The organism is Amycolatopsis sp. NPDC031561, assembly GCF_055580625.1.
The window spans coordinates 23,819-43,654 of record NZ_JBVILA010000034.1 but is presented as its reverse complement, the minus strand read 5'-3'; the positions used below and the strand labels follow the sequence as shown (position 1 = coordinate 43,654).

The 19,836-nt window shown below is 68.6% G+C and carries 20 protein-coding genes; 11 read left to right on the top strand and 9 right to left on the bottom strand.

Annotated features, from left to right (window positions below):
• Positions 1 to 89: 89 nt before the first annotated feature.
• From ACZ5IK_RS40530 to ACZ5IK_RS40510, 5 genes are all read right to left on the bottom strand, one after another.
• Positions 90 to 1,337: an ATP-grasp domain-containing protein gene (locus tag ACZ5IK_RS40530; RefSeq protein ID WP_465492555.1), complete on the bottom strand. Its 1,248-nt coding sequence runs from the start codon at positions 1,335 to 1,337 to the stop codon at positions 90 to 92.
• Positions 1,330 to 2,595 (bottom strand): acyl-CoA dehydrogenase family protein, encoded by a 1,266-nt coding sequence (locus ACZ5IK_RS40525; protein WP_101609038.1) that lies wholly within the window; start codon positions 2,593 to 2,595, stop codon positions 1,330 to 1,332. The genes ACZ5IK_RS40530 and ACZ5IK_RS40525 overlap by 8 nt, the downstream gene beginning before the upstream one ends.
• Entirely contained in the window at positions 2,592 to 3,917 is a 1,326-nt protein-coding gene (locus ACZ5IK_RS40520; protein WP_465492554.1) for an ATP-grasp domain-containing protein, read from the bottom strand. The genes ACZ5IK_RS40525 and ACZ5IK_RS40520 overlap by 4 nt, the downstream gene beginning before the upstream one ends.
• A complete protein-coding gene (locus ACZ5IK_RS40515; protein ID WP_465492553.1) occupies positions 3,914 to 5,179 on the bottom strand; it encodes an MFS transporter in 1,266 nt (421 codons plus the stop codon). Before ACZ5IK_RS40515 ends, ACZ5IK_RS40520 begins: the two co-directional genes overlap by 4 nt.
• 371 nt (positions 5,180 to 5,550) lie before the next feature.
• Positions 5,551 to 5,925 carry an ArsR/SmtB family transcription factor gene (locus ACZ5IK_RS40510; RefSeq protein WP_233224276.1) on the bottom strand — a complete coding sequence of 125 codons (375 nt, stop codon included), beginning with the start codon at positions 5,923 to 5,925 and terminating at the stop codon, positions 5,551 to 5,553.
• 108 nt (positions 5,926 to 6,033) lie between these two features.
• On the opposite strand from ACZ5IK_RS40510, the gene ACZ5IK_RS40505 reads away from it, so the two are divergent.
• Both ACZ5IK_RS40505 and arsB read left to right on the top strand, forming a co-directional pair.
• The gene (locus ACZ5IK_RS40505) at positions 6,034 to 6,453 is read left to right on the top strand and encodes an arsenate reductase/protein-tyrosine-phosphatase family protein (RefSeq protein ID WP_465492552.1); all 420 of its coding nucleotides are present in this window, start codon (positions 6,034 to 6,036) and stop codon (positions 6,451 to 6,453) included.
• The gene (arsB, locus tag ACZ5IK_RS40500; protein WP_465492551.1) at positions 6,450 to 7,508 is read left to right on the top strand and encodes an ACR3 family arsenite efflux transporter; all 1,059 of its coding nucleotides are present in this window, start codon (positions 6,450 to 6,452) and stop codon (positions 7,506 to 7,508) included. Before ACZ5IK_RS40505 ends, arsB begins: the two co-directional genes overlap by 4 nt.
• On the opposite strand, the gene ACZ5IK_RS40495 is transcribed toward arsB, so the two are convergent.
• Positions 7,495 to 8,829: an FAD-dependent oxidoreductase gene (locus tag ACZ5IK_RS40495; RefSeq protein WP_465492550.1), complete on the bottom strand. Its 1,335-nt coding sequence runs from the start codon at positions 8,827 to 8,829 to the stop codon at positions 7,495 to 7,497. The genes arsB and ACZ5IK_RS40495 overlap by 14 nt on opposite strands.
• A gap of 104 nt (positions 8,830 to 8,933) precedes the next feature.
• Here ACZ5IK_RS40495 and ACZ5IK_RS40490 point away from each other — a divergent pair, with 104 nt between their 5' ends.
• Positions 8,934 to 9,743: a helix-turn-helix domain-containing GNAT family N-acetyltransferase gene (locus ACZ5IK_RS40490; protein ID WP_465492549.1), complete on the top strand. Its 810-nt coding sequence runs from the start codon at positions 8,934 to 8,936 to the stop codon at positions 9,741 to 9,743.
• A gap of 208 nt (positions 9,744 to 9,951) precedes the next feature.
• On the opposite strand, the gene ACZ5IK_RS40485 is transcribed toward ACZ5IK_RS40490, so the two are convergent.
• Positions 9,952 to 10,557: a MarR family transcriptional regulator gene (locus ACZ5IK_RS40485; RefSeq protein WP_465492548.1), complete on the bottom strand. Its 606-nt coding sequence runs from the start codon at positions 10,555 to 10,557 to the stop codon at positions 9,952 to 9,954.
• 36 nt (positions 10,558 to 10,593) lie between these two features.
• On the opposite strand from ACZ5IK_RS40485, the gene ACZ5IK_RS40480 reads away from it, so the two are divergent.
• From ACZ5IK_RS40480 to ACZ5IK_RS40465, 4 genes are all read left to right on the top strand, one after another.
• On the top strand, positions 10,594 to 11,991 hold the full coding sequence (locus ACZ5IK_RS40480; RefSeq protein WP_465492547.1) for a hypothetical protein: 1,398 nt from the start codon (positions 10,594 to 10,596) through the stop codon (positions 11,989 to 11,991).
• Positions 11,992 to 12,266: 275 nt separating this feature from the next.
• The gene (locus ACZ5IK_RS40475) at positions 12,267 to 12,635 is read left to right on the top strand and encodes a roadblock/LC7 domain-containing protein (protein WP_465492588.1); all 369 of its coding nucleotides are present in this window, start codon (positions 12,267 to 12,269) and stop codon (positions 12,633 to 12,635) included.
• A 37-nt stretch (positions 12,636 to 12,672) separates the two neighbouring features.
• Positions 12,673 to 13,044 carry a hypothetical protein gene (locus ACZ5IK_RS40470; RefSeq protein ID WP_465492546.1) on the top strand — a complete coding sequence of 124 codons (372 nt, stop codon included), beginning with the start codon at positions 12,673 to 12,675 and terminating at the stop codon, positions 13,042 to 13,044.
• Between the two features lie 20 nt (positions 13,045 to 13,064).
• The gene (locus tag ACZ5IK_RS40465; RefSeq protein WP_465492545.1) at positions 13,065 to 13,772 is read left to right on the top strand and encodes a hypothetical protein; all 708 of its coding nucleotides are present in this window, start codon (positions 13,065 to 13,067) and stop codon (positions 13,770 to 13,772) included.
• Here ACZ5IK_RS40465 and ACZ5IK_RS40460 read toward each other — a convergent pair.
• Positions 13,766 to 14,509, bottom strand: coding sequence for a TetR/AcrR family transcriptional regulator (locus ACZ5IK_RS40460; protein WP_465492544.1), 744 nt, complete (start codon positions 14,507 to 14,509; stop codon positions 13,766 to 13,768). The genes ACZ5IK_RS40465 and ACZ5IK_RS40460 overlap by 7 nt on opposite strands.
• 78 nt (positions 14,510 to 14,587) lie before the next feature.
• Here ACZ5IK_RS40460 and ACZ5IK_RS40455 point away from each other — a divergent pair, with 78 nt between their 5' ends.
• Positions 14,588 to 15,700: an FAD-dependent oxidoreductase gene (locus tag ACZ5IK_RS40455; RefSeq protein ID WP_465492543.1), complete on the top strand. Its 1,113-nt coding sequence runs from the start codon at positions 14,588 to 14,590 to the stop codon at positions 15,698 to 15,700.
• A gap of 42 nt (positions 15,701 to 15,742) precedes the next feature.
• On the opposite strand, the gene ACZ5IK_RS40450 is transcribed toward ACZ5IK_RS40455, so the two are convergent.
• On the bottom strand, positions 15,743 to 16,867 hold the full coding sequence (locus ACZ5IK_RS40450; RefSeq protein WP_465492542.1) for a S1 family peptidase: 1,125 nt from the start codon (positions 16,865 to 16,867) through the stop codon (positions 15,743 to 15,745).
• Between the two features lie 366 nt (positions 16,868 to 17,233).
• Between ACZ5IK_RS40450 and ACZ5IK_RS40445 the strand changes: the two genes are divergently transcribed.
• The 3 genes from ACZ5IK_RS40445 (at position 17,234) to ACZ5IK_RS40435 (ending at position 19,835) form a co-directional block, all read left to right on the top strand.
• Positions 17,234 to 17,854, top strand: a complete 621-nt coding sequence (locus tag ACZ5IK_RS40445; RefSeq protein WP_465492541.1) for a DUF6801 domain-containing protein — start codon at positions 17,234 to 17,236, stop codon at positions 17,852 to 17,854.
• A 75-nt stretch (positions 17,855 to 17,929) separates the two neighbouring features.
• Positions 17,930 to 19,579 (top strand): fatty acyl-AMP ligase, encoded by a 1,650-nt coding sequence (locus ACZ5IK_RS40440; protein WP_465492540.1) that lies wholly within the window; start codon positions 17,930 to 17,932, stop codon positions 19,577 to 19,579.
• Positions 19,572 to 19,835 carry an acyl carrier protein gene (locus ACZ5IK_RS40435; protein ID WP_168214359.1) on the top strand — a complete coding sequence of 88 codons (264 nt, stop codon included), beginning with the start codon at positions 19,572 to 19,574 and terminating at the stop codon, positions 19,833 to 19,835. Before ACZ5IK_RS40440 ends, ACZ5IK_RS40435 begins: the two co-directional genes overlap by 8 nt.
• Position 19,836 lies beyond the last annotated feature (1 nt).

Here is a 19,836-nt window from a genome sequence, read left to right as displayed (position 1 = left end):
CCTGTTTCATGAAAGGCACGCCGAGCGCGTGAAGGCCCCCTTCCCTCGGCTGAACCGAGGGAAGGGGGCCTTCACGCGCTAGAGCAACGTTACGGACGGACCTCGATGCGGATCAGGCCCGCGGCCTTCTCCGCGCGCCGCAACGCTTCGGCCGGGCTGTCCGCGACGGCCATCACCAGCCCCGTCCGGTCCCACGAGCTGCGCAGCCCGGTGAACCGGTGCCCGGGTTTGACCTGGATGTCCACCAGGAACACGCCTTCCGCCTGACGGGCCTCCTCGAGTCCCAGCACGGCGTCGATCACCCCCGGCTCCATCGGGACGAACCGGACGGCGGCTCCGCCCGTGGCGCGGCGAGGCAGCTCGGGCAGCGGTTCGCCGCGCATCATCATGAAGTACGAGCGCAGCAGTTCCATCGAATAGGCGCGGTCGATGACCTCCATGATGCCGTCCCCGGCGATCCGGCCCGCGCATTCCACCAGATACGGCACACCGTCGGAGACGATCCACTCGCAGTGCAGGATGCCGTCGGCGAACCCGACGGCCGCGACGACCCGATCGGTCTGCTCCGCCAGTGTCTCGGCGAGGTCGCCGGGAATGTCGGCCGGGACGATATGCGCCAGCTCCACCGGCCGCGGGCCGGGGTAGAGCTGCTTTCCGGTGACATTGGCGAACAGCCGCCGTCCACCGCGGACGAGCATCTCGACGCTGTACTCGGGCCCGGGCACGTACCGCTCGACCAGCATGGACAGTTCCATCGGCCGGTCGGGTACGAAGATGCCCTCGTCCTGCTCGACACAGCTCGTCCAGGCCTGCTCGGCTTCGGCCGGGTCACGGACGATCTGCGTGCCGACCGCGGCCTGCCGGTTCGCCGGTTTGAGCACCACCGGGCCCGGATGGGCGGCCATGAACGCCAGCACTTCCTCCGGGCCGGTCACCGTTGCGCACTCCGGATTGGCCAGCCCGGCGGCCGCGCTGACCTTGCGCAGCAAGGCTTTGTCCCGCAGGATCTGCGCGGCGCCGAGGCTCGCGCCCGGCAGGCCGTAGCGTTCGGCGAGCCGGGCGGCGAACGGGGTGGCGTACTCGATCAGCGGCACCACCGCGACCGGGTCGAGGTCGCGGTGGGTGGCGTAGAACTCGTCGGCCGTACCGGGACTGGCGTATTCCCAGCCGATCAGTTCACGGACCAGCGGGGACCCGTCCAGTCTCGCGCGCAGATCCCGTTTCCGGATCACGTCCGGCTCTTCGACGAGGATGACCGAACCGTCGGGTTCGGCGCCGGTGAGTGCCATCAGCACCGGCGTCACGAACCCGACGATCAGGATGGGTCGCTCACGCATCGAGCTCGGACTCGGTCTTGGGCTTGTCCACGATGCCGAGCATGAACCGCATGGAAGGCTTGGCACCGACCAGATGCGCGCCGACCGTCTGGGTGACCCGGTCCCTCGCGGTCGGGTGCATGGCCATCGTCATCGAGTCCCGGAGCCACCGGTTCATCGGGTCGCCCGACCTGATCGCCGCGGTGCCGAGCAGATCGCAGAGCCGCTGCACGACCCGCTTGGACATCTGGAACGCCTGCCAGCCGGTCAGTGCCGGCGCGACCCGCTCGTCGGGCGTGAGATCGTCCAGCGTGCCGATCCCGTCGGCGGTGACCTCCCACTGCCGTTCCAGCGCCCGGTAGACCCCGGCGCGCGTCGTGCTGTAGTCGGCTTCGCATTCGGCCAGCGTGATCTGGATGTGCTCGTTGTCCTTCCAGGCGACGCCGCTCATCCGCCAGGGCGAGCCCTTCAGCATGTCGACCCGTTCCATGGTGAGGCCGCGGACGTAGTCCAGCGCGGCCCTCGCCACGCCGAGCGGCACCCCGCACATGCTGCGCTGGATCACGTCCGGCTGCACGTGCGGTCCGTTGGGGACCTTGGGGTTGTCGAAGGTCAGGGTGTGGTTCTCCGGGACGAACACGTCGGTGATCTTGTAGTCACTGCTGCCGGAACCGCACAGGCCGAGGGTGTACCAGTTGTCGACCGATTCGATCTGGTCGCCCGGCACCATGAACAGGCGCGACTCGTGCGGGTTGCTGCCGTCCGGGCTGGCGTAGGGCTCGCCGTTCTCGAACACCATGGCGCCGGAGGCGACCCATTCGGCGTGGGTCGAACCGCTGCCGAAGCCCCACCGGCCGGTGAGCCGGTAGCCGCCGGGAACGCGCTCCGCGTGCCCCGTCACCGGCAGCACCCCCGCGGAGTGCATGTCGATGCTGGTGAACATCCGGCGCGCCTCCTCCTGGTCGAGGAAGTTGGCGTGCAAGCCGATGTCCGAGCCGAGCTTGGCGCACCAGCCGACGGACGCGTCGCCCCAGGAAAGGGCTTCGATCACCTCGGTCTGCTCCATCGAGGTCATGTGCGGGCCGCCCCATTCCCGGGTGAAGCCGATCCGGAACGCGCCGGAGTCGCGCAGCAGCTCGACCACGTCCGCGGGCAGGCTCCGGTTCTTCTCGATCTCCGCGGCCCGCTCACGCAGGATCGGCGCGAGCGCTTTCGCGTTCGCGAGGATCTGCGCGCCGGTCAGCGGCACATCGGTGCGGACGGGCTCGGTCATGGTCATGCGGAAACTCCCTCGTGTTCGTCGACGTCGAGCAGCCCGGCGGGCATCTCGAACGCGGTACCGGGTTCTGGTGGGTCCACCGGATCGGCGTCGACCCGCACCAGGGCGGCGGCCGTATCCAGTCGCTGGGCACAGGTTTCACGGTCTTCGGCCTCGCACACCACGAACGAGTGCCGGGCGAGGTAGCCGCCGGGTGGCAGCCGCAGGGTGGTGCCCGGATCGATCATCGGTGACGCGAAGACCAGGCCCGGCACCGTTTCCCGATCGGACGGGACGGTGACCTCGTTGACAAGGCAGTCGTGGTCCGGGTAGCCGAACCGGATACCGGCGACCACGTCCCGGGTGGGGGCGATGACCGGCCGGTGCCCGGTCGCCACGGCGAACAGGATCTCGCCGGGGTCGAGACCGGTGGCCGTCCTGCCGAGGAACGGGATCAGGTCGCCGCCGAGGCGGCCGTTGATCTCGATGATCAGCGGGCCGCGGTCGGTCAGCCGGACCTCGGAATGGGTGATGCCGTCCTCCACGCCGAGCGCGCGGTGCGCCTTGGCCAGGACGTCCATCAGGACGGTGTCGTGCAGCAGCGGATCGCCCGCGTCGACGACGTGCCCGATCTCCTCGAAGTACGGCTGGTCGCCGGTTTCCTTGCGGGCCACGAACATCGGCAGGTACTCGCCCTTGTACACGGCGGCGTCGATGCTGATCTCCGGCCCGGAGACGTAACCCTCCACGATCGCGCCGCCGCCGTAGCGGCTCTGGTCGACGGTGGCCGCGCCCATCGCGACACCGAACGCGGCGTCCACTTCGGACTCGTCGGCGGCGTACACCACGCCGATGCTCGCGCCCATCGCCCTCGGTTTGAGCACCACCGGGTACCCGATCCGGGCGGCCGCCGCACGTGCCTCTTCGAGGCCGGTGGTCAAGGCGTAGCCCGGTTGCAGCAGCCCTTCGGCGGTCAGCACGGCGCGGGTGCGGTTCTTGTCGCGGCAACCGCGGACGCCGTCCACGCTCAACCCGGGTACCCCGAGTTCGGCGGCGAGTTCGCCCGCGGCGAGCACGACCGGCTCGTCCCAGCACATCAGGCCGACGATCCGGTGCCGTCCGGCGACCTCACGGGCGGCGGCGAGCATCTCGTCCGCGTCGAACACGTCGGTGTGGACGATCTCGTCGAAGTAGGCGTGCTGCCAGGTGGGTTTGAGATTGTTCAGCAGCACCAAGCCGATTCCGGCCGCGCGGGCGCACCGGTGGATGGACGAGACCAGGTATTCGCGATACAGCTTCAGCCCGCTGCCGATGACCAGCAGCACGCCGTTCGATTCGTTCATGGTCGCTCTCCCACGACTTCCGGCTCGGGTTCGGCCACAGGCTCCGGCACGGGAGGCTGTTTGAGGCCGTAGATGTGCATCGATCCGGCGATGACGGACAGCACCGCGCAGAAGCCCCAGAACGCCGGACCGCCGAACTCGCTCCAGAGGAACAGCCCCAGGATCGGGCCCAAGGTCGCGGCCACGCCGGACAGCGTTTCCTTCGTCGCGATGTACCGGCTTCTCACCTCGACCGGGAACGTGGCGGGATGGGCGGCCGTGCTCGGTCCGTGGATCATCAGCCCGGACACCGCCAGCAGGGCGCCGGCGACCACGAAGAACGGATGCTGCGCGATCAGCCCGTAGAGGGTGAACGCCACCGCGCTGACCAGGTTGCCGAACAGTCCGGCGAGGTATTTCGGGATCCGGACGATATAGGTGGTGATCTTCAGTTCACAGGTGATCAGCACGACCGAGGAGATCACCAGGACCGTGCTGTACAGGCCGACCGGATGGCCGGCGGCGACGATGTTCAACGGCAGCACCGCGACCGACCCGGCGTAGATCATCATGCCGAACACGCCTGCCACCAGGTAACATAGGAACCGGGTGTCCCGGACCAGCTTCCCGTACACCTCGCGGGCGCTCAGGGCCGGAACCGGTGTGCCGCCGGGCTCGGCGTCGTGGCGGGCCGCGGTTTGCTTCGGCAGCAACACGAACGCCAGCAGCGCCCACAGCGCCGCGGTCGCTCCGTCCAGCCAGAACAGCAGGTCCCAGTTCACCTGGATGACCACGGCGGCGATCAGCGGTGCCACGGCCGCGCCCATGTTCAGCGCGATGCGCATCATCGAGAAGCCCATGACCTTGTGCTCTTCCGGCATGAGCTCGGCGAGCAGCACCGCCGCCGCCGGCCGGTACGCCTGGATCGACAGCCCGGACAACGCGATCACCGCGAGCAGCAGCGGAGGCGTGCCCGAGACCAGCGGGATCGACGCGACGAGCGGTGCCGCGCACGTCATCACCGTCACGATCGTCGCGCGGCCGCCGAACCGGTGGGTCAGCTCGCCACCGAGCATGGCGCCGAAGATGGCTCCCACGCTGTACGCGGCGAGGCAGACGCCGGCGAAGCCGACCGAGGTGCCCCGGAAGGTCAGATACAGGATCAAGAACGTCTGGACGAACGCGCCCAGCTGGTTGACCAGCATGCCGCCGAGCAGATACCTGACCGGGGCGGGGGTGGACCGCAGCACCGCGAAGACGCCGGTCCTCGTGTCGCCGGTCATGCCGCCGTGCCCGTCATCGAACGCTCGGCCTGGCCACGGCCGCATCGGCCGACCGGCGCCGCGCCGATCGCCGGTACGCCGATTCCTTGGTCAGTCACACAGCCACCTCCATTTGTCCGATACCCGCGGTGGTTCACGAAACGCACCGGCGCGGGCCCAGTCCATGGGAGGGACAGCGAGCGTTGCCGAGATGGCCGACCGGTGCCCAAAGGCTAGGTTCGGATCTTTCCCGGCAGGTAGGGGAACTCTTCCCGACGGCTGGGGAAATACGGGGCGGGTGGCTGTGTCGCGAAAGCCACTTTCGGGACATCAGACGTCGCGAAAGTGGCTTTCGCGACATCCAGGGTGGCGGTCAGCGCTGGGCCGGTTGTTCAGCACCCCGCGTCGGTGAGGCGGGCCGGCCGGTCGGCGAGCGGGCCGCCCGCGCGGAGCAGGGTTCCCAGGGTTTCGAGCGGTTCGGGGACGACGGTGTACCAGCTCCAGGTCCCGCGTCGTTCCCGCACGAGGATTCCGGCGGAGACCAGCACGCGCAGGTGATGGCTGAGCGAGGGCTGGGGCATGTCGAATTCTTCGGCCAGGTCGCAGAAACACGCCTCGCCGCCAGGGGAGTGCCGCACCAGTGACAGCAGCCGGATCCGCACGGGATCCGACAACGCCTTGAACAGCTTCGCGGCCGTCTCGGCGTCGCCGGGATCGACGACCGCGGCGGGGGCGGCCATCAGCAGGGTCAGTTTCTCGCTCGTCACGACCCTCCCTTCACACCTGGCATCCCACCATACCCGTTGAATTGACAAATCTCGATCCAGTCTCCTAGGTTGGATCGGCGAACTTCGATCCAGTCTCGAGGAGATGACATGACCCGCACGCCTGAAGTGCTGTTCGTGTGCGTGCACAACGCCGGAAGGTCGCAGTTGGCCGCCGCGCTGGTGCGGCACTACTCGCTCGGCCGGATCGCCGTCCGGTCCGCGGGTTCCGAACCCGCCGAAGCGGTGAACCCCGCCGCTGCGGCCGCGCTCGCGGAGTGGGGTTTGGACATCACCGCCGAGATCCCGGTCAAACTGTCCACTGAGGACGTCGAAGCCTCCGACGTGGTGATCACCATGGGCTGCGGCGACACCTGCCCGGTGTTCCCCGGCAAGCGCTACCTCGACTGGCCGCTCGAAGACCCGGCGGGGCGGGGAGTGGACGCCGTCCGCCCGATCCGCGACGAGATCGACCGCCGCGTCCGCCGGCTGATCGCCGAAATCCTCGACACTCCCCAGGATCCCGCGTGACCCAAACCACCGACGTCGTGCGCAAACTGTCCTTTCTGGACCGTTATCTGCCGGTGTGGATCGTCGCCGCCATGGTGGCCGGACTGGTGCTGGGCGGCGTGATCCCCGGTCTGCAGGGGATGCTGGACGCGGTGAAGATCGGGCAGGTGTCGCTGCCGATCGCGCTCGGCCTGCTGCTGATGATGTACCCGGTGCTCGCGAAGGTCCGCTACGACAAGCTGCACACCGTCACCCGTGACCGGCGCACCATGGTGCTTTCCTTGGTGCTCAACTGGATTCTCGGGCCGGCGCTGATGTTCGCGCTCGCCTGGCTGATGCTGCCGGACCTGCCGGAGTACCGGACCGGGCTGATCATCGTCGGTCTCGCCCGCTGTATCGCGATGGTGATCATCTGGAACGACCTCGCCCGCGGTGATCGCGAGGCCGCGGCGGTGCTGGTCGCGCTGAACTCGGTCTTCCAGGTGATCATGTTCGGCGTGCTCGGCTGGTTCTACCTCGACCTGCTGCCCGGCTGGCTGGGCTTGGACACGACGACGCTGGACTTCTCGCCGTGGGAGATAGCGCTCAGCGTGATCATCTTCCTCGGCATCCCGCTCGCCGCAGGCTACCTGTCCCGACGCGCCGGGGAGCGCGCCAAGGGCCGTGAGTGGTACGAAGGGAAGTTCCTGCCCAAGATCGGCCCGGTCGCGCTGTACGGCCTGCTGTTCACCATCGTGATCCTTTTCGCGCTGCAAGGCGAGAACATCACCTCGCGACCGCTCGACGTCGCCCGGATCGCGCTGCCGCTGCTGGTGTACTTCGCGGTCATGTGGGTCGGCGGCTATGCGCTGGGCAAGGCTTCGGGCCTGTCTTACGAGCGAACGACGACACTGGCGTTCACCGCCGCGGGCAACAACTTCGAACTCGCGATCGCCGTCGCGATCGGTGTCTTCGGCGTGACCTCCGGGCAGGCTCTCGCCGGTGTCGTCGGCCCGCTGATCGAAGTGCCGGTGCTGGTCGGCCTGGTCTACGTCAGCCTGTGGCTGCGGAAACGCTGGCCTGTCAGCGGTTCGTGACCCCGAGCGAGAGGGCCACCGGCTCCGGGGCCGCGCAACAACCTCCGGTGGCCGGTGCGTCGTCCGGCTCGTCGAACAGGCCCGCGCCGCCGCAGACTCCGGTTTCGGCCATCCGGAGCTCCACGCGGGCGGCGGCTTCGTGGTCGCCGGCGAGCTCGGCGGCGATGCTGCGCACCTGTTCGTAGCCGGTCATGGCGAGGAAGGTCGGCGCCCGGCCGTAACTCTTCATGCCCGCGAGGTAGAAGTCCTTCTCCGGATGGGCGAGTTCCTTGGCGCCGTGCGGGTACACGGTTCCGCACGAGTGCACGTTCGGATCGATCAGCGGCGCGAGCGCGACCGGCGCCTGCAGGGTCGGGTCCAGGTCCAGCCGGATCTCCGAGAGCCAGGTCAGATCGGGGCGGAACCCGGACAGGGCCACCACTTCGTCGACCTGGCCGAGCCGCTGCCCGGCGGAGGAGAGCAGCGACAGCCGCCCGTCGCCGTCGCGTTCGACCGCCTCGGTGCGGAACCCGGTCACGACCGTGATCAGTCCCGCGTCCACCGCGGCCCGGGCGCGCAGGCCGAGAGCGCCCCGGGCGGGAAGCTGGTCGGCGTCGCCGCCGCCGAAGGTGTCGCCGACCGAACCGCGGCGCAGCACCCAGCTGATCCGCGTGCTCGCCGAGTCCTTCGCCAGGCCGGACAACGCGACCAGCGCGGTCAGCGCCGAATGCCCGCTGCCCGCGACCACCACGTGCTTGCCCGCGTAGCGCGCCCGCGCGGTCTCGTCGCCCAGATCCGGGACCCGGTAGCCGATCCGGTCCGTCGCGGTTCGCTCTCCGGCGGCGGGAAGTCCTTCCCCGCCCAGGGGATTCGGGGTCGTCCAGGTCCCCGACGCGTCGATCACCGCCCGCGCCGCGGTCCGCTCCTCCGAACCGTCGGCGGAGCGGACGTGCACGGTGAACGGCTCGTCGTCCCGGCCGCTGTCCACCACCCGGTCCCGGCCGCGGCGTGCCACTCCGATCACCTCGGCGCCGAACCGCGCCCGGTGGGACAGCGCTTCCGCCAGTGGCCGCAGATACGACTCCGCCCAGTCCGCGCCCGTCGGATAAGCCTCAGGGGCGGGCCTCGTCCAGCCGGTCGTCTCCAGCAGCCGCCCGGCCGCCGGAGCGACGAGCTCGGACCAGGAGGAGAACAGCCGGACGTGATTCCACGCCGCCACCGCCGCGCCCGCTCGCGGGCCGCGTTCCAGTACGAGTGGCTCAAGACCCCGTTCCACCAGCTCGGCGGCCGCGGCCAGCCCCACCGGTCCCGCTCCGACCACCACGACAGGAAGCTCGTTCATCCCCATGTCCCTTTCATCGATCACGCTCGATTGAGCCGATGCGGAGGACTGTATCGATGGCCATCGATTGACGCAACCATCGATTCGGGTCGATACTGTGCGGTATGACCTCGGTGGTGCCCGTTCCCCTCGCCGGCCTCCTGCCCGAACAGGAAGCCACGACCTACGCCGGCTGGTTCGCCTGCCTGGCCGAGCCGATGCGCGTGAAACTTCTGCACGCGGTCGCGACCTCGCCCCGCGGCCTGACCGTCGGAGCCCTGACCGAGATCCTCGGGAGCAGCCAGTCGACGTGCTCGCATCACGTCCGGAAGCTCGCGGAGGTCGGCTTCCTGCACCTGCGCAAGGAGGGCACCGCGACCGTCGTCACGATCAACCAGGCCTGCTGCAGCGGTCTCCCGCACGCGGCCGACGCCGTCATGGGCCTGCTCGCCCCGCGGCCCTGCTGCCCGGACAACGTGCCTGACGACGTCACCGTGCGCCCGATGATCGACGACGACGCGGAGACGTTACGACGGATTTCCGGAGAAGATGTCGCCGCCGAATTCGACGTTCAAGGATTGCCGGATCACCAATGGGTCGCGGAAAGCGATGGTGAAGTCGTCGGCTGGGCCGTCGCGGCCCCGATCTCGTCGCGTGCTCGTCATCAAGGTGTCGCCGAGACCATCGTCCATGTCGCCGAAAGCCACCGCGGTCGCGGCGTCGGAAAGGCCCTGATTCGCAAACAGGTCACCGAAGCCGACGCCGCCGGGATCCGGACGTTGCAAACCTCGGTCTTCACCGACGACCGCGCGAGCATCGCCCTGTATCGCAGCGCCGGTTACCGCACCGTCGGCATCCGCGAACGCATCGCCCGGCGTGGCGATGTCTGGCACGACACCGTTTTCCTCGAACGTCGCAGTGAGGTCGACTGTTGAGCGGGAAGAGAATGGTGCGGGGACTTCGCATCCCACACTTTCGAACTTCCTCTCAAAGGAAGCGTCGAATCGCGTATCGCAGGTATTGCTGCGCGTAACCATTCACGGCCTGCCTGCGACTAGTTCAGGAACGGCGGCCGGAGGGTGGGATGAAAATCGCCATTCGCGACAACGGCGGGGAACGGCGATCGGGGTCGTCGGAGCGCGACTATTCGTCCCCTCGCTCCGCGAGCTGTTCGGCCACGGCTTCGCCCCGGGGAGTGGCGTACCAGCCCTTCGACCGGCCGAGCCGGGTTTTGACGACCAGGCCGCGCTCAAGGAGCATCTTTCCGCTGCGGCTGATCTGCGCTTCGTGGACCTTGAGCCGATCGCAGACGTCAGAACTGGTGATGTGTGGTTCGCGGTGCACCAGCACGAGCATCTTGGCCGCCCAGGACTTCGGGTCCAGGGTGTCGGCCAGCGCCGCCTGCTCGGCCCGGTCGAGCGCGGCTTGTGCCACCTCGGCCAATCCCATGACGACGGCCTCGAGTCGCATGGTGTGGCCGCCCGGTTGCAGCCGCATCCCCGCGTCCTGGAAGGCGCGCAACGCCGAGTTCAGTGACGGAATGTCCGCGAGTAGGGCGGCGTCGACCAGCCATCTGCCCACCGCGGCCGCCCAGCGGTCCACTGCCGCGTGGTCGCCGAGCACCTTTCCTTCGCCGGTCTCTTCTTTCAGTTTCGTCGCCCAGGCCTCGAAGCCTCGGGATACCCCCTCGGCGGTGGGCCTCAGGCTCGCCGGTGTCGTGTCCAGTGCGGCTGTCGCAGTCGAGGGCATGGGCTCTCCACCTCCAGAATCAAGGAAGTGTTAAGTATGGATCCTGCCGACGAGTTCGTCAACCTCTACGACGAGCTCAAGAAAGTGCACGGGGACACGCTCAGCGAGTGGTCGGTGCGCGACAGCGTCCGGCTCGTCAAGGAAGCCGTGCGAAACGAGGTGCGGACGACGGGCTTCCTTGCCGCGGAGTGGATCTCCGACTCACCGGACGATCCGACGAGTTTCGGCATTCTGCTCGGTCTCGACCTCGCGCTCCTCGACGCCAACGCCGACACGTCCTACCTGGGTTTCCGGGCACTCGACTACCTTCAGGTGCGGCTGGAGATGAACGGCAGACTCAACGACCAGACCGGGGGCATCCTGCTGCCCCGCCGCACTTCCCCGTGCCGTCCGAACGAGGACGCGGAAGATCTCGACGATTTCCTCCAGCTGTTGCGGATCCCGCCTTATGTCAGCGCCAACCTGCAGATTTCCCGGGTCCCTGCCGTCCGCGACCTGCCTCGGCCGGACGGGCGCGGCCTGCTCAAGATCGCGCAGCTGCCCCTGCTGGCCGACCCGGCGGACCTGCGCTGGGAGCCCGATCATCCCGACGGTGGGTTCTACACCGTCGGGCCCGTCAGCACGCGACTCGACGACCGGATCGCGAGGGCGCTGAACGTTCTCGACAAGAGCGGGGCGGTATTGGCGATCCTTCCGGAGGGTTGCCTGGACGACAGCCTCCTCGAACGATGGCGTGAGCTGCTCCGGGCCACGCCGCGGCCCGAAGGAAGCTCGCTCACCTGGCTCCTGCTGGGAACCGGTCCGGTGATCAGTGTGGGACCTCGTCCGGCCAGCAGCCGTCCGCCGAACCGCGCCGTCCTCGTCCATCGCAACGGCTGGGTCGAGCCGATGCTCACCCAGGACAAGATGTCGGGATTCTGCTTCACGGTGGGGAAGCAGAAGGAGTACGAGGTCGAGCTCGGCGGGGTCAAACGCGACGAACGCATCTCCCACGATTCCCTGATCACCGTCCTCGACTCCCGTGCGGGGCGGTTCGCCGTCCAGGTGTGCGAGGACTTCACCCGCCCGGCGCGGCGCCTGCACCTCGTCGCGGCCGGGGTCACCCACCTTCTCGTCCCGGTCCTCGCGGCCCCGATGTGGAAGCAGGGATGGCAGGCGGGGGCGGGTCAAGTGCTGACCGTGCACCTCGGGGCGAAAGCGGCGGTGAGCAACGGACTGGCGATCACGCGCTTCTACCGAGAGAAGAAAAGCGGGACGTACGGCCCTTTCGAAATCGAGTATCCGGCGACCACGTTGCTGACCACCGCCGGCCCGTCGGGCCGGCCTGACGAATATCTGACGACCGACGACATGGTCAAGGAGTACCGGAACCCGGAAGCCAGGCGGCAGCAGGCACTCGAGGACGCTTTGACGCCGCGGCTGGCCGATTGGTAATCCTGCCGCTGCCTTTCCCGGATCGTCGGGAAATCGCGTACCGGCCCGGAATCGGGTGGTATCGCGACGACAGCGGAGCGACCTGGTGCGTACACGGAAAGTGTTTGAGCCGATCGCGTGACAGCCATGCCGAATTCGGATGACGGACAGAGGATGGCCAATGCCGATGGTACGGTCCATCGCGGTCGAGAAAAGCCCGTCAAGTGATCGTTTCCCGTATCGGCTTCGGTTGTTCGTCCGGTCCGTTCATGCCTCTGAAACAGGAAGTAAGAGTAGTGGATTTCGATGCACTGATCGCCGAGTTGCGGACCCTGCGGGACAACGTCGCGGGAGTGACCGACACGGTGATAGCCGCGGTCGACGGAATACCCATCGTCGCCGACGCGGCGAAGAGTATCGATCCCGCGGAGGTCTCCGCGCTCGCGGCGGCGAACCTCGGGATCGCGCGCCAGGCGGCCGAGGTGACCGGAAAGGGCACGCTCAAGCAGACCGTGGTGTTCAGCAGTGACGGCTACATGGCCGTTTACGCCATCGACCGGATGGCGCTCATGGTCATCATGGGGGATCGGGAGCTGAATGTCGGCCGCCTTCTCTTCGAATGCCGCCCGGTCATCGACCGGATCAGCTCGATTCTTGCCGCCTAGCGTTCGATCGCCGATCGGACCGGAGAAGTGGAGTTCGATGAACATCGAAAACGCCCTGAAGGAATCCATGTCGATCGCCGGAGCCGTCGGTGTCGCGCTGGTCGATTACGAAAGCGGGATGTCGCTCGGCACCAGCGGGGGCGGTGAATGGCTCAACCTGGAGGTCGCGGCGGCGGGGAACACCGATGTCGTCAGGTCGAAACTTCGGGTGATGTCCGCGCTCGCCCTCAACGACAGTATCGAGGACATCCTCATCACGTTGCACCGCCAATACCACCTGATCCGTTTGCTGGATTCCGTGAACGCCCGGAATTCCCTGTTCCTGTATCTGGTGCTGGACCGGGAACAGGCGAATCTGGCGCTGGCCCGGCACTATCTGAAGCGGATCGAATCGGAGTTGCACGTCTGACGACGAGCGCGGCCGCGACGATGACCCCAGGCGCGTCCAGTCACCACGCACTCGTCGCCGGTTCGGCGCTCATGGGCGGTCTCGGCCCGCTGTTCCCGGCAGGGGTGAAGCTCACCGGCGATCGACTCGAGTTCGTGCTCGTCCTGCCGGACGGCCGTCACGGAACGGATCCCGAACCGTCGGACGATCCGTTCGTGGCGGTGAAGGAGCGGATCCGGCTCGGCACCGTGGTTCCGCCGCCGCGGTTCTTCCTCGACACCGGCGGCCGGTGGACGCGGCTGCACGTGGAGCTCACCGGAATCGCGGTCCGGGCGGCGATCGTGCTGCCGGACGAACTCACGGCGCGGTCGCTGAACGCGCCGTTCCTCGGGAGCTGGCAGGGCCACGTCCCCGGCGCGGTCCGGCTGGCGCTGGACGAGATCGCGCGGATCCTCGCGCGGTGTCACCATCGGGCCGGGGGAGCGGAACCCTTGATAGACCTGGAACTGAGCTATGTGCCGGACCGGAACTTCCAGGCCTTGTCCGACCGCGCCCACGAACCGGTCCGGCCGTTCATCGCACCGGTGCGCCCCGCCTTCAAGTTGCGCTGGCATTCGGCGACATCGTTGCAGCGCAAAGCCTTCACCGTCGATTTGATCGACGTCACGACCACCGGCTGGTGGCCCCGCCGCAAGCCGACCGCGACGATCATGGGGCTCGAAGTGGAACTCCCGGCCGGGTTCTACTGAGATCCGGCGCTCGACCGGGTGAGGTTGTCCATGATCAGGCCGAGGGTGAAGTCGAACCGGTCGTGCCCGGTGCCGGAGGTCAACGCGTCAGCGTGGCGCCGGGTCTGCGGAAACGCGTCGGCCGGCAGGGCGGCGAACCGGCGTAGCAGCTCCTCGCGGCTGAGAACCCACTCCTGCTCCGGGTCTTTCCGCCGCTGCTGGACGAGTGACTGCTCCAAGGCGTAGGCGCTGACGTAGAGGGAAAGGGCGTCGAGTGCCCAGGCGGCGGTCTGCGGTTCGATGCCCCCGGCGAGCAGGATCGTCAGGAGCCCTTCGCGTACCTGCAGCGTGTGAAGGTTGGTGGGGACCGTGCCCAGCGCGGCACGGGAGACGCCGGGGTACTTCAGGTACTGGTCGCGGATCTGCGTGTAGACGTCGCGGATCTGCTGCCGCCACCGCGCCGGATCCGGTTCGGGGAGCACGACCCCGGCGTAGAGCCGCCCGACCAGCAGATCGTCGATGTCGTCCTTGTTGACGATGTGCGCGTACAGCGACGACGGCCCGGCGCCGAGCACCGCGGCGACCCGGCGGATGGTCAGGGCGTCGTAGCCCTCGGTGGCCACGACCTGCAGTGCGGCGTCGGTGATCCGTTCGACCGTGATGGGCTTCTTGCGCGGCGGCGACGTCGCGGAATCTCCGGTGGGCTGGGCGTGACGAGCTGCTCGGCGTTGCCGGGGATCGGAGGGCATGCCGGTCACTCTAGCTTGACACGAACTTAGTTCGCCGAGTAGAACTTAGTTCGTTGGTGACGAACTAAGTTCGATCGGAGGTGTGTGATGCGAGTTTCAGTTGCCGGAGCCGGTCTGGGAGGTCTCTGCCTGGCGCAGGGTCTGCGCGGCGCCGGCATCGAGACCGAGGTCTACGAGCGGGATCCGGCGATCACCGCGCGGTTCCAGGGCTACCGGCTCGTGCTGAACCCGGCGGGGTTCGAAGCGGTGCGCGCCTGCCTGCCGCCGCGCTGGCATCCGCTACTGGACGCGATCGTCGGTGACGCCTACGGCGAGCGGCTGATCCTGGACCGGCACCTGAACAAGATCGGCGAGCTCGGCCCCGGCAGGACCGGCACCGTGGTCGACCGGCACGTGCTCCGGCATCTGCTGCTGACCGGGCTCCAGGTGCGGACCGGTGCCGGGGTGACCGGTTACGACGTACTGCCCGACGGCAAGGTCACCGCCCGCCTCGCGCACGGTGACCCGGTGACCGCCGATCTGCTGGTCGGGGCGGACGGGGTCGGCTCCGCCGTCCGCGCGGCGCTGGCACCGCGGATCACCCCGACCGACACAGGTGTCCGGTTCGTCATCGGCCGCACGCCGCTGACCGAACGCTTTGCCGGACTCTCGCGGGCTTTCGGCTCGAAGATCGCCGGGGACGGGGTGAGCCTGCTGCTCGGGGCGATGCGGTTCCGCACCCCGCCGAAGGAGGCGGCCGAGCGGCTGGCGCCCGAGGTGACCCTTCCCGATGTCCGTGACTACGTGCGCTGGGCGATGATCCTGCCGACCGGTCCGCTCGGCGCCGCGACCCCGCAGGACGCCGCTCTGTCCAGGATGGACGGTTGGCATCCGGAACTCCGGGCGCTCGTCGAGCAGTCCGATCCGGACAACAGCACTCTCCTGTCCATCCGTGTGGTCGAGCCCCGCGAGCGCTGGGCGCCGGGTCCGGTCACCCTGCTCGGTGACGCGATCCACGCCACCTCGCCGACCGGCGGCAACGGCGCGAACACCGCCCTGCGCGACGCCGATCTGCTGCGCCGCTGCCTGATCGAGGCTGCGGAGGGTCGACAGGACCCTCTCGGCGCTGTCGGTGACTACGAGCGGCAGATGTTCGCTTATGGTGCCGAGGCCGTGCGCCACAGCCTGGACGCGCTTCCTGCCTATGTCCCGAACTCGTGAGTGGTAAGGACGGTTAGAACCGCCCTTACCACTCACGAGCGGTCACGCGGTGACGAGCGACAAACCGTAGGTCTGCAGGATCTCGTTCACCGGCTGGAACCAGGTTTCGCCGCCGGAGCCACAGTTGCCCCAGCCGCCGGAGGTGACGCCCTGCGCCTGGTCGCCGGTGATGAAGGAGCCGCCGGAGTCGCCGGGTTCCGCGCAGACGTTGGTGCGGGTCATCTGGTGGACCGCGCCTTGCGAGTAGTTGACGGTCTCGTTGTGCCCCAGCACGGTGCCGCAGTGCCAGTGCGTCGTCGAGCCCGACCGGCACACCGAGGTGCCGACGGGGGCGACCCAGGATCCCCGGACGAGTGCGTCGCTCACCGTGCCCCAGCCGAGGACGACCGGTGCGGTCCACCAGCCGTTGCCGATCCGGATGAACGCATAGTCGTTGCCGGGGAAGGAAGAACCGGCGAAGTTGCCCATCGCCGAGCCGTCCCAGCCGACGACCGAGCTGCCGTTGCCGCCGCAGTGGCCGGCGCTGACGAATCCGCCGTGGACGGAGAAGCCGATCGAGCAGCGGGTGTTGCCGTTGATGTAGTACGGGTCGCCGCCGACGGTGCCCGCCGCGAACGGTTCGGCCTTCGGCGCGGTGGCCACCGTGACCGGACCGGCCTTCCTGGCCCTGGCCAGGAAGTCATCGATGTCAGAGCCGTGCGCGCCTGGCCGGACGGCGACCACGACACTGCCGCTGCGGGGGTCGGCACGCCAGCCGCTGACCGCCGCGGGGGCGGGCCGGCCCTGGGCCGACAAGTCGATTTCGGCCTTCGCCGCGTCGAGTTTCGCGGCGCTGATGGTGGCGGTGGCGGGTTCGGCACCGGCCTGCCGGACAGCGGAAGCCGCCGCGGGGTCGGTCACCCCGACGACGAGTTTGCCGCGGGCCGGATCGAACCAGGCGCCGCCGAACGCCGCACCGGCGGCCTGCTGGGCGGCGGGCATCACGCGAGAGGCGGTCATTTCCTGGGCGAGCCGGGTTTCGGCTTGTGCGGCGGTGAGCCCCAGATCCCGCTGCATGGCGGTGATCAGTCCGGGGGAAGCCAGCGCGACGGGGGCGAGGGCGGCGGAAGTGAGGCTCGCGGTCAGGACGGCGGCTCCGCCGAGTGCCAGGGCGATTCTTCGACGCATGGGGATCCTCCAAGACCGGGGGAAAGAAACACACTGCTCGCAGAGTGTGCGGCCGAGGACTGCGGAAGGGCGAGAAATGTCCGGTCTTCTGTCCGAAATTCGCCGAAGCGAACGGCCAGTCGGAGTAACGAGTGGCCGTGTCCGGTGCCTCGTGCGGCGCACGCGCGTCGAGAGGGAGGAGCCGGGCGGCGTACCCGCCTGGCAAGAATGCGTTCCGGGAATCGTCCTCGAATGACAAGAACAATCGGAACCCGGTTTCCTGAATCGATACGAATACGTTGGTGTGTTGTTGACCGGTTCGGGTCGCCGTAACGTTTTCCCGGATTTCGTCATTCCTTTTCCCGAATTCCCGACCGGAGGATTTCCATGACGCGCGTTTCGTCCGTAAGACCTTTTGCCAGGATCGCCGCCGTTCTCGTCTTCGCCGGAGCCGTGGTCACTTTGCCCGCCGTTTCCGCGAGCGCCGCCCCGCTCGCCGGACCGGTGACCAAGGATCTGACTTTCACCTGCGAAATGCCGCTCATCGGAGCGCAGCCGGTCGCCGCGAAGGTGACAGCGACCTTTCCCGAGGCGGTGACCGCGGGCTCCCCGATCGACGTCACCGGCTTTTCGGTGGCCGTTTCCCTCGACGGGGACAGCGTCACCGCGCTGAATCTGATCGGCGCGGCGACGATCGAAGGAACGGCGTCGGCCAATGTCGACGTCGACTACAACGGCACTGAACTCGGTGTCACGCTCAACGGCCTGGGTTTCCCGGTCACCGCCGTACCGCAGGACGGCCCGCTGGCACTCGGCATCACCGGCCCGATCCCCGGGCTCACCGTGAAGAAGCCCGGTTCGGTCGCCTTCGCCGTGGGCGGCGCCTTCACCGGGAAGGTCACGCCGAGGCACGCGGACGGGACGCCGACGGACCTCGGCACGTTCGACCTGCCGTGCGGCATCGCCCCCGGCCAGGACGCCTCGCTCGCGACCGTGACGGTGAACTGACCCGGTACCCGGCGCCCCTGCGGACCCCGCAGGGGCGCTAAGCGGATGATCACCGGCTCCAGTAAGTTGCCGGACATGACCGCGTCGCCGGTGGAAGTCCCGGAGCAGGTGCTGCGCACCTCGATCGTCGAGCGGTTGTTCGCTCGCGAGACCGACCCGCGCCCGCTGTTCACGCATCAGGATCACAGTGCGGGCGTGGACACCACGGTCACCTGGGCGGAGTTCGTCTCCCGGGTAAGGGAAGTCGCGGGGGAGCTGGGCCGGGTCACGCGTCCGGGTGATCGCGTCGCCGTGCTGACCGGCCAAGACCTGAACTATCCGCTCGCCTTCTTCGGAGCACTCGCCGCGGGCCTGGTGGCCGTGCCGTTGATGGCGCCGGGCAGCCCCTCGCAGCGAGGCAGGCTCGCCGGTGTGCTGGAGGATTGCGGTGCCCGGGTCTGGCTGACGTCGTCGGCCGCCGCCACGAAGACGCGGGAGGCCGGGACACCCGAACATCTTCTCGTGGTCGACGAGCTTTCCGGACCGGGCGCGGATCCGCTCCCGGTCACGCCCGAGAGCCCCGCCTACCTCCAGTACACGTCCGGGTCGACGCGGGAGCCCGCCGGTGCCGTGATCCCGCATCGGGCGGTCACCGCGGCCTGCTGGCAGGCGAGTCAGGCCTACGCGGTCGACGAGGGGACCACCTGCGCGGGCTGGATCCCGTTCTTCCACGACATGGGCCTGATCCAGCTTCTTTGCCTGCCGGTCTTCGCCGGCGCGCGGTCGGTGTTCATGTCCCCGGCCGAGTTCGTGCACCGGCCCGTGAGGTGGCTGCGTCAGCTCGCCGATCACCCGGCCGTGTTCACCGCCGCGCCGAACTTCGCGTTCGACCTGGCCGCCGACGCCGCGGAAGACGCCGGGGACGATCTGGACCTTTCCGACGTGCGGATCGCGCTCAACGGCGCCGAACCGATCCAGCCGCGCACGGTCGCGCGCTTCCGGGAGGTGTTCGGCCCGCGCGGGTTCCGGCCCGAAGCCCACCGCCCGTCCTACGGCCTGGCCGAGGCCACCGTGTACGTGGCGAGCGCGGGCGCGGAAGGACCGCGGGGCGCGGTGTTCGACAGGGAGGCCCTCGCGCAGGGCCGCGCGGTCGAGGTGCCGGACGGTCAGGAGCTCGTCTCGGTCGGCCGTCCGCTCGGGCAGCGGGTGCGGATCGTCCGCGACGGCGTCGTGCAGCCCGACGGCCTGGCCGGGGAGATCTGGATCCACGGCCCGAACGTCGCGGCCGGTTACTGGGGCCGTGGCGACGCCGCCGCGTTCGGCGGCGAACTCGACGGTGCCGTCGGCTGGCTGCGCACCGGCGACCTCGGCGTCGTCCACCGCGGCGACCTCTACATCACCGGCAGGCTCAAGGACCTCATCGTCATCGACGGCCGCAACTTCCACCCGCAGGACATCGAAGCGGTGGCGGGTGAAGCGCATCCGGCGATCCGCCGCGACCGCGTCGCCGCATTCGGGGTGTCGGACGAAATGGGTGAAGGGGCGATGTTGGTAGCCGAATGGGCAAAGAACGCCGAAGCCGATGTCAAAGAAGTCACCCGGGTGGTATTGCGCGCGGTGTCACGTGAACATGATCTGACGTTGCGATCGGTACGTCTGGTTCCCTCCGGTGACCTTCCGCGCACTTCCAGTGGCAAGGTTGCGCGGGCGGCGGCCAAGGCGCGTTATAGTCGGCGCCGTGGGTGATCACCGCGCGGAGGTCGTGAAGGTCGTCAGCGAGACTTTTCGGCTTGATCCCGCCGAAATCGAGCCGGACGCACCGCTCGAAGAGCTGGGCATCGACTCCAAGGGACGGATAAAACTCCTGTCGGCGCTGGAGATCTACCACGACGTGAGGATTGATCTGGACCAGCTCGACCGGTTCACCGACATCGGGTCGGTGGCCGAAGTGCTCACAGAGGCACTCGGCGATAAAGCCGACGGATCCGACGAAAGGCGCTGAA

Coding starts and splice junctions, on each gene's coding strand:
- ACZ5IK_RS40530 (WP_465492555.1), bottom strand. CDS start 1,337: ATGCGTGAGCGACCCATCCTGATCGTCGGGTTCGTGACGCCGGTGCTG.
- ACZ5IK_RS40525 (WP_101609038.1), bottom strand. CDS start 2,595: ATGACCATGACCGAGCCCGTCCGCACCGATGTGCCGCTGACCGGCGCG.
- ACZ5IK_RS40520 (WP_465492554.1), bottom strand. CDS start 3,917: ATGAACGAATCGAACGGCGTGCTGCTGGTCATCGGCAGCGGGCTGAAG.
- ACZ5IK_RS40515 (WP_465492553.1), bottom strand. CDS start 5,179: ATGACCGGCGACACGAGGACCGGCGTCTTCGCGGTGCTGCGGTCCACC.
- ACZ5IK_RS40505 (WP_465492552.1), top strand. CDS start 6,034: ATGACCCGCACGCCTGAAGTGCTGTTCGTGTGCGTGCACAACGCCGGA.
- ACZ5IK_RS40495 (WP_465492550.1), bottom strand. CDS start 8,829: ATGAACGAGCTTCCTGTCGTGGTGGTCGGAGCGGGACCGGTGGGGCTG.
- ACZ5IK_RS40490 (WP_465492549.1), top strand. CDS start 8,934: ATGACCTCGGTGGTGCCCGTTCCCCTCGCCGGCCTCCTGCCCGAACAG.
- ACZ5IK_RS40485 (WP_465492548.1), bottom strand. CDS start 10,557: ATGCCCTCGACTGCGACAGCCGCACTGGACACGACACCGGCGAGCCTG.
- ACZ5IK_RS40480 (WP_465492547.1), top strand. CDS start 10,594: ATGGATCCTGCCGACGAGTTCGTCAACCTCTACGACGAGCTCAAGAAA.
- ACZ5IK_RS40470 (WP_465492546.1), top strand. CDS start 12,673: ATGAACATCGAAAACGCCCTGAAGGAATCCATGTCGATCGCCGGAGCC.
- ACZ5IK_RS40465 (WP_465492545.1), top strand. CDS start 13,065: ATGACCCCAGGCGCGTCCAGTCACCACGCACTCGTCGCCGGTTCGGCG.
- ACZ5IK_RS40455 (WP_465492543.1), top strand. CDS start 14,588: ATGCGAGTTTCAGTTGCCGGAGCCGGTCTGGGAGGTCTCTGCCTGGCG.
- ACZ5IK_RS40450 (WP_465492542.1), bottom strand. CDS start 16,867: ATGCGTCGAAGAATCGCCCTGGCACTCGGCGGAGCCGCCGTCCTGACC.
- ACZ5IK_RS40445 (WP_465492541.1), top strand. CDS start 17,234: ATGACGCGCGTTTCGTCCGTAAGACCTTTTGCCAGGATCGCCGCCGTT.
- ACZ5IK_RS40440 (WP_465492540.1), top strand. CDS start 17,930: ATGACCGCGTCGCCGGTGGAAGTCCCGGAGCAGGTGCTGCGCACCTCG.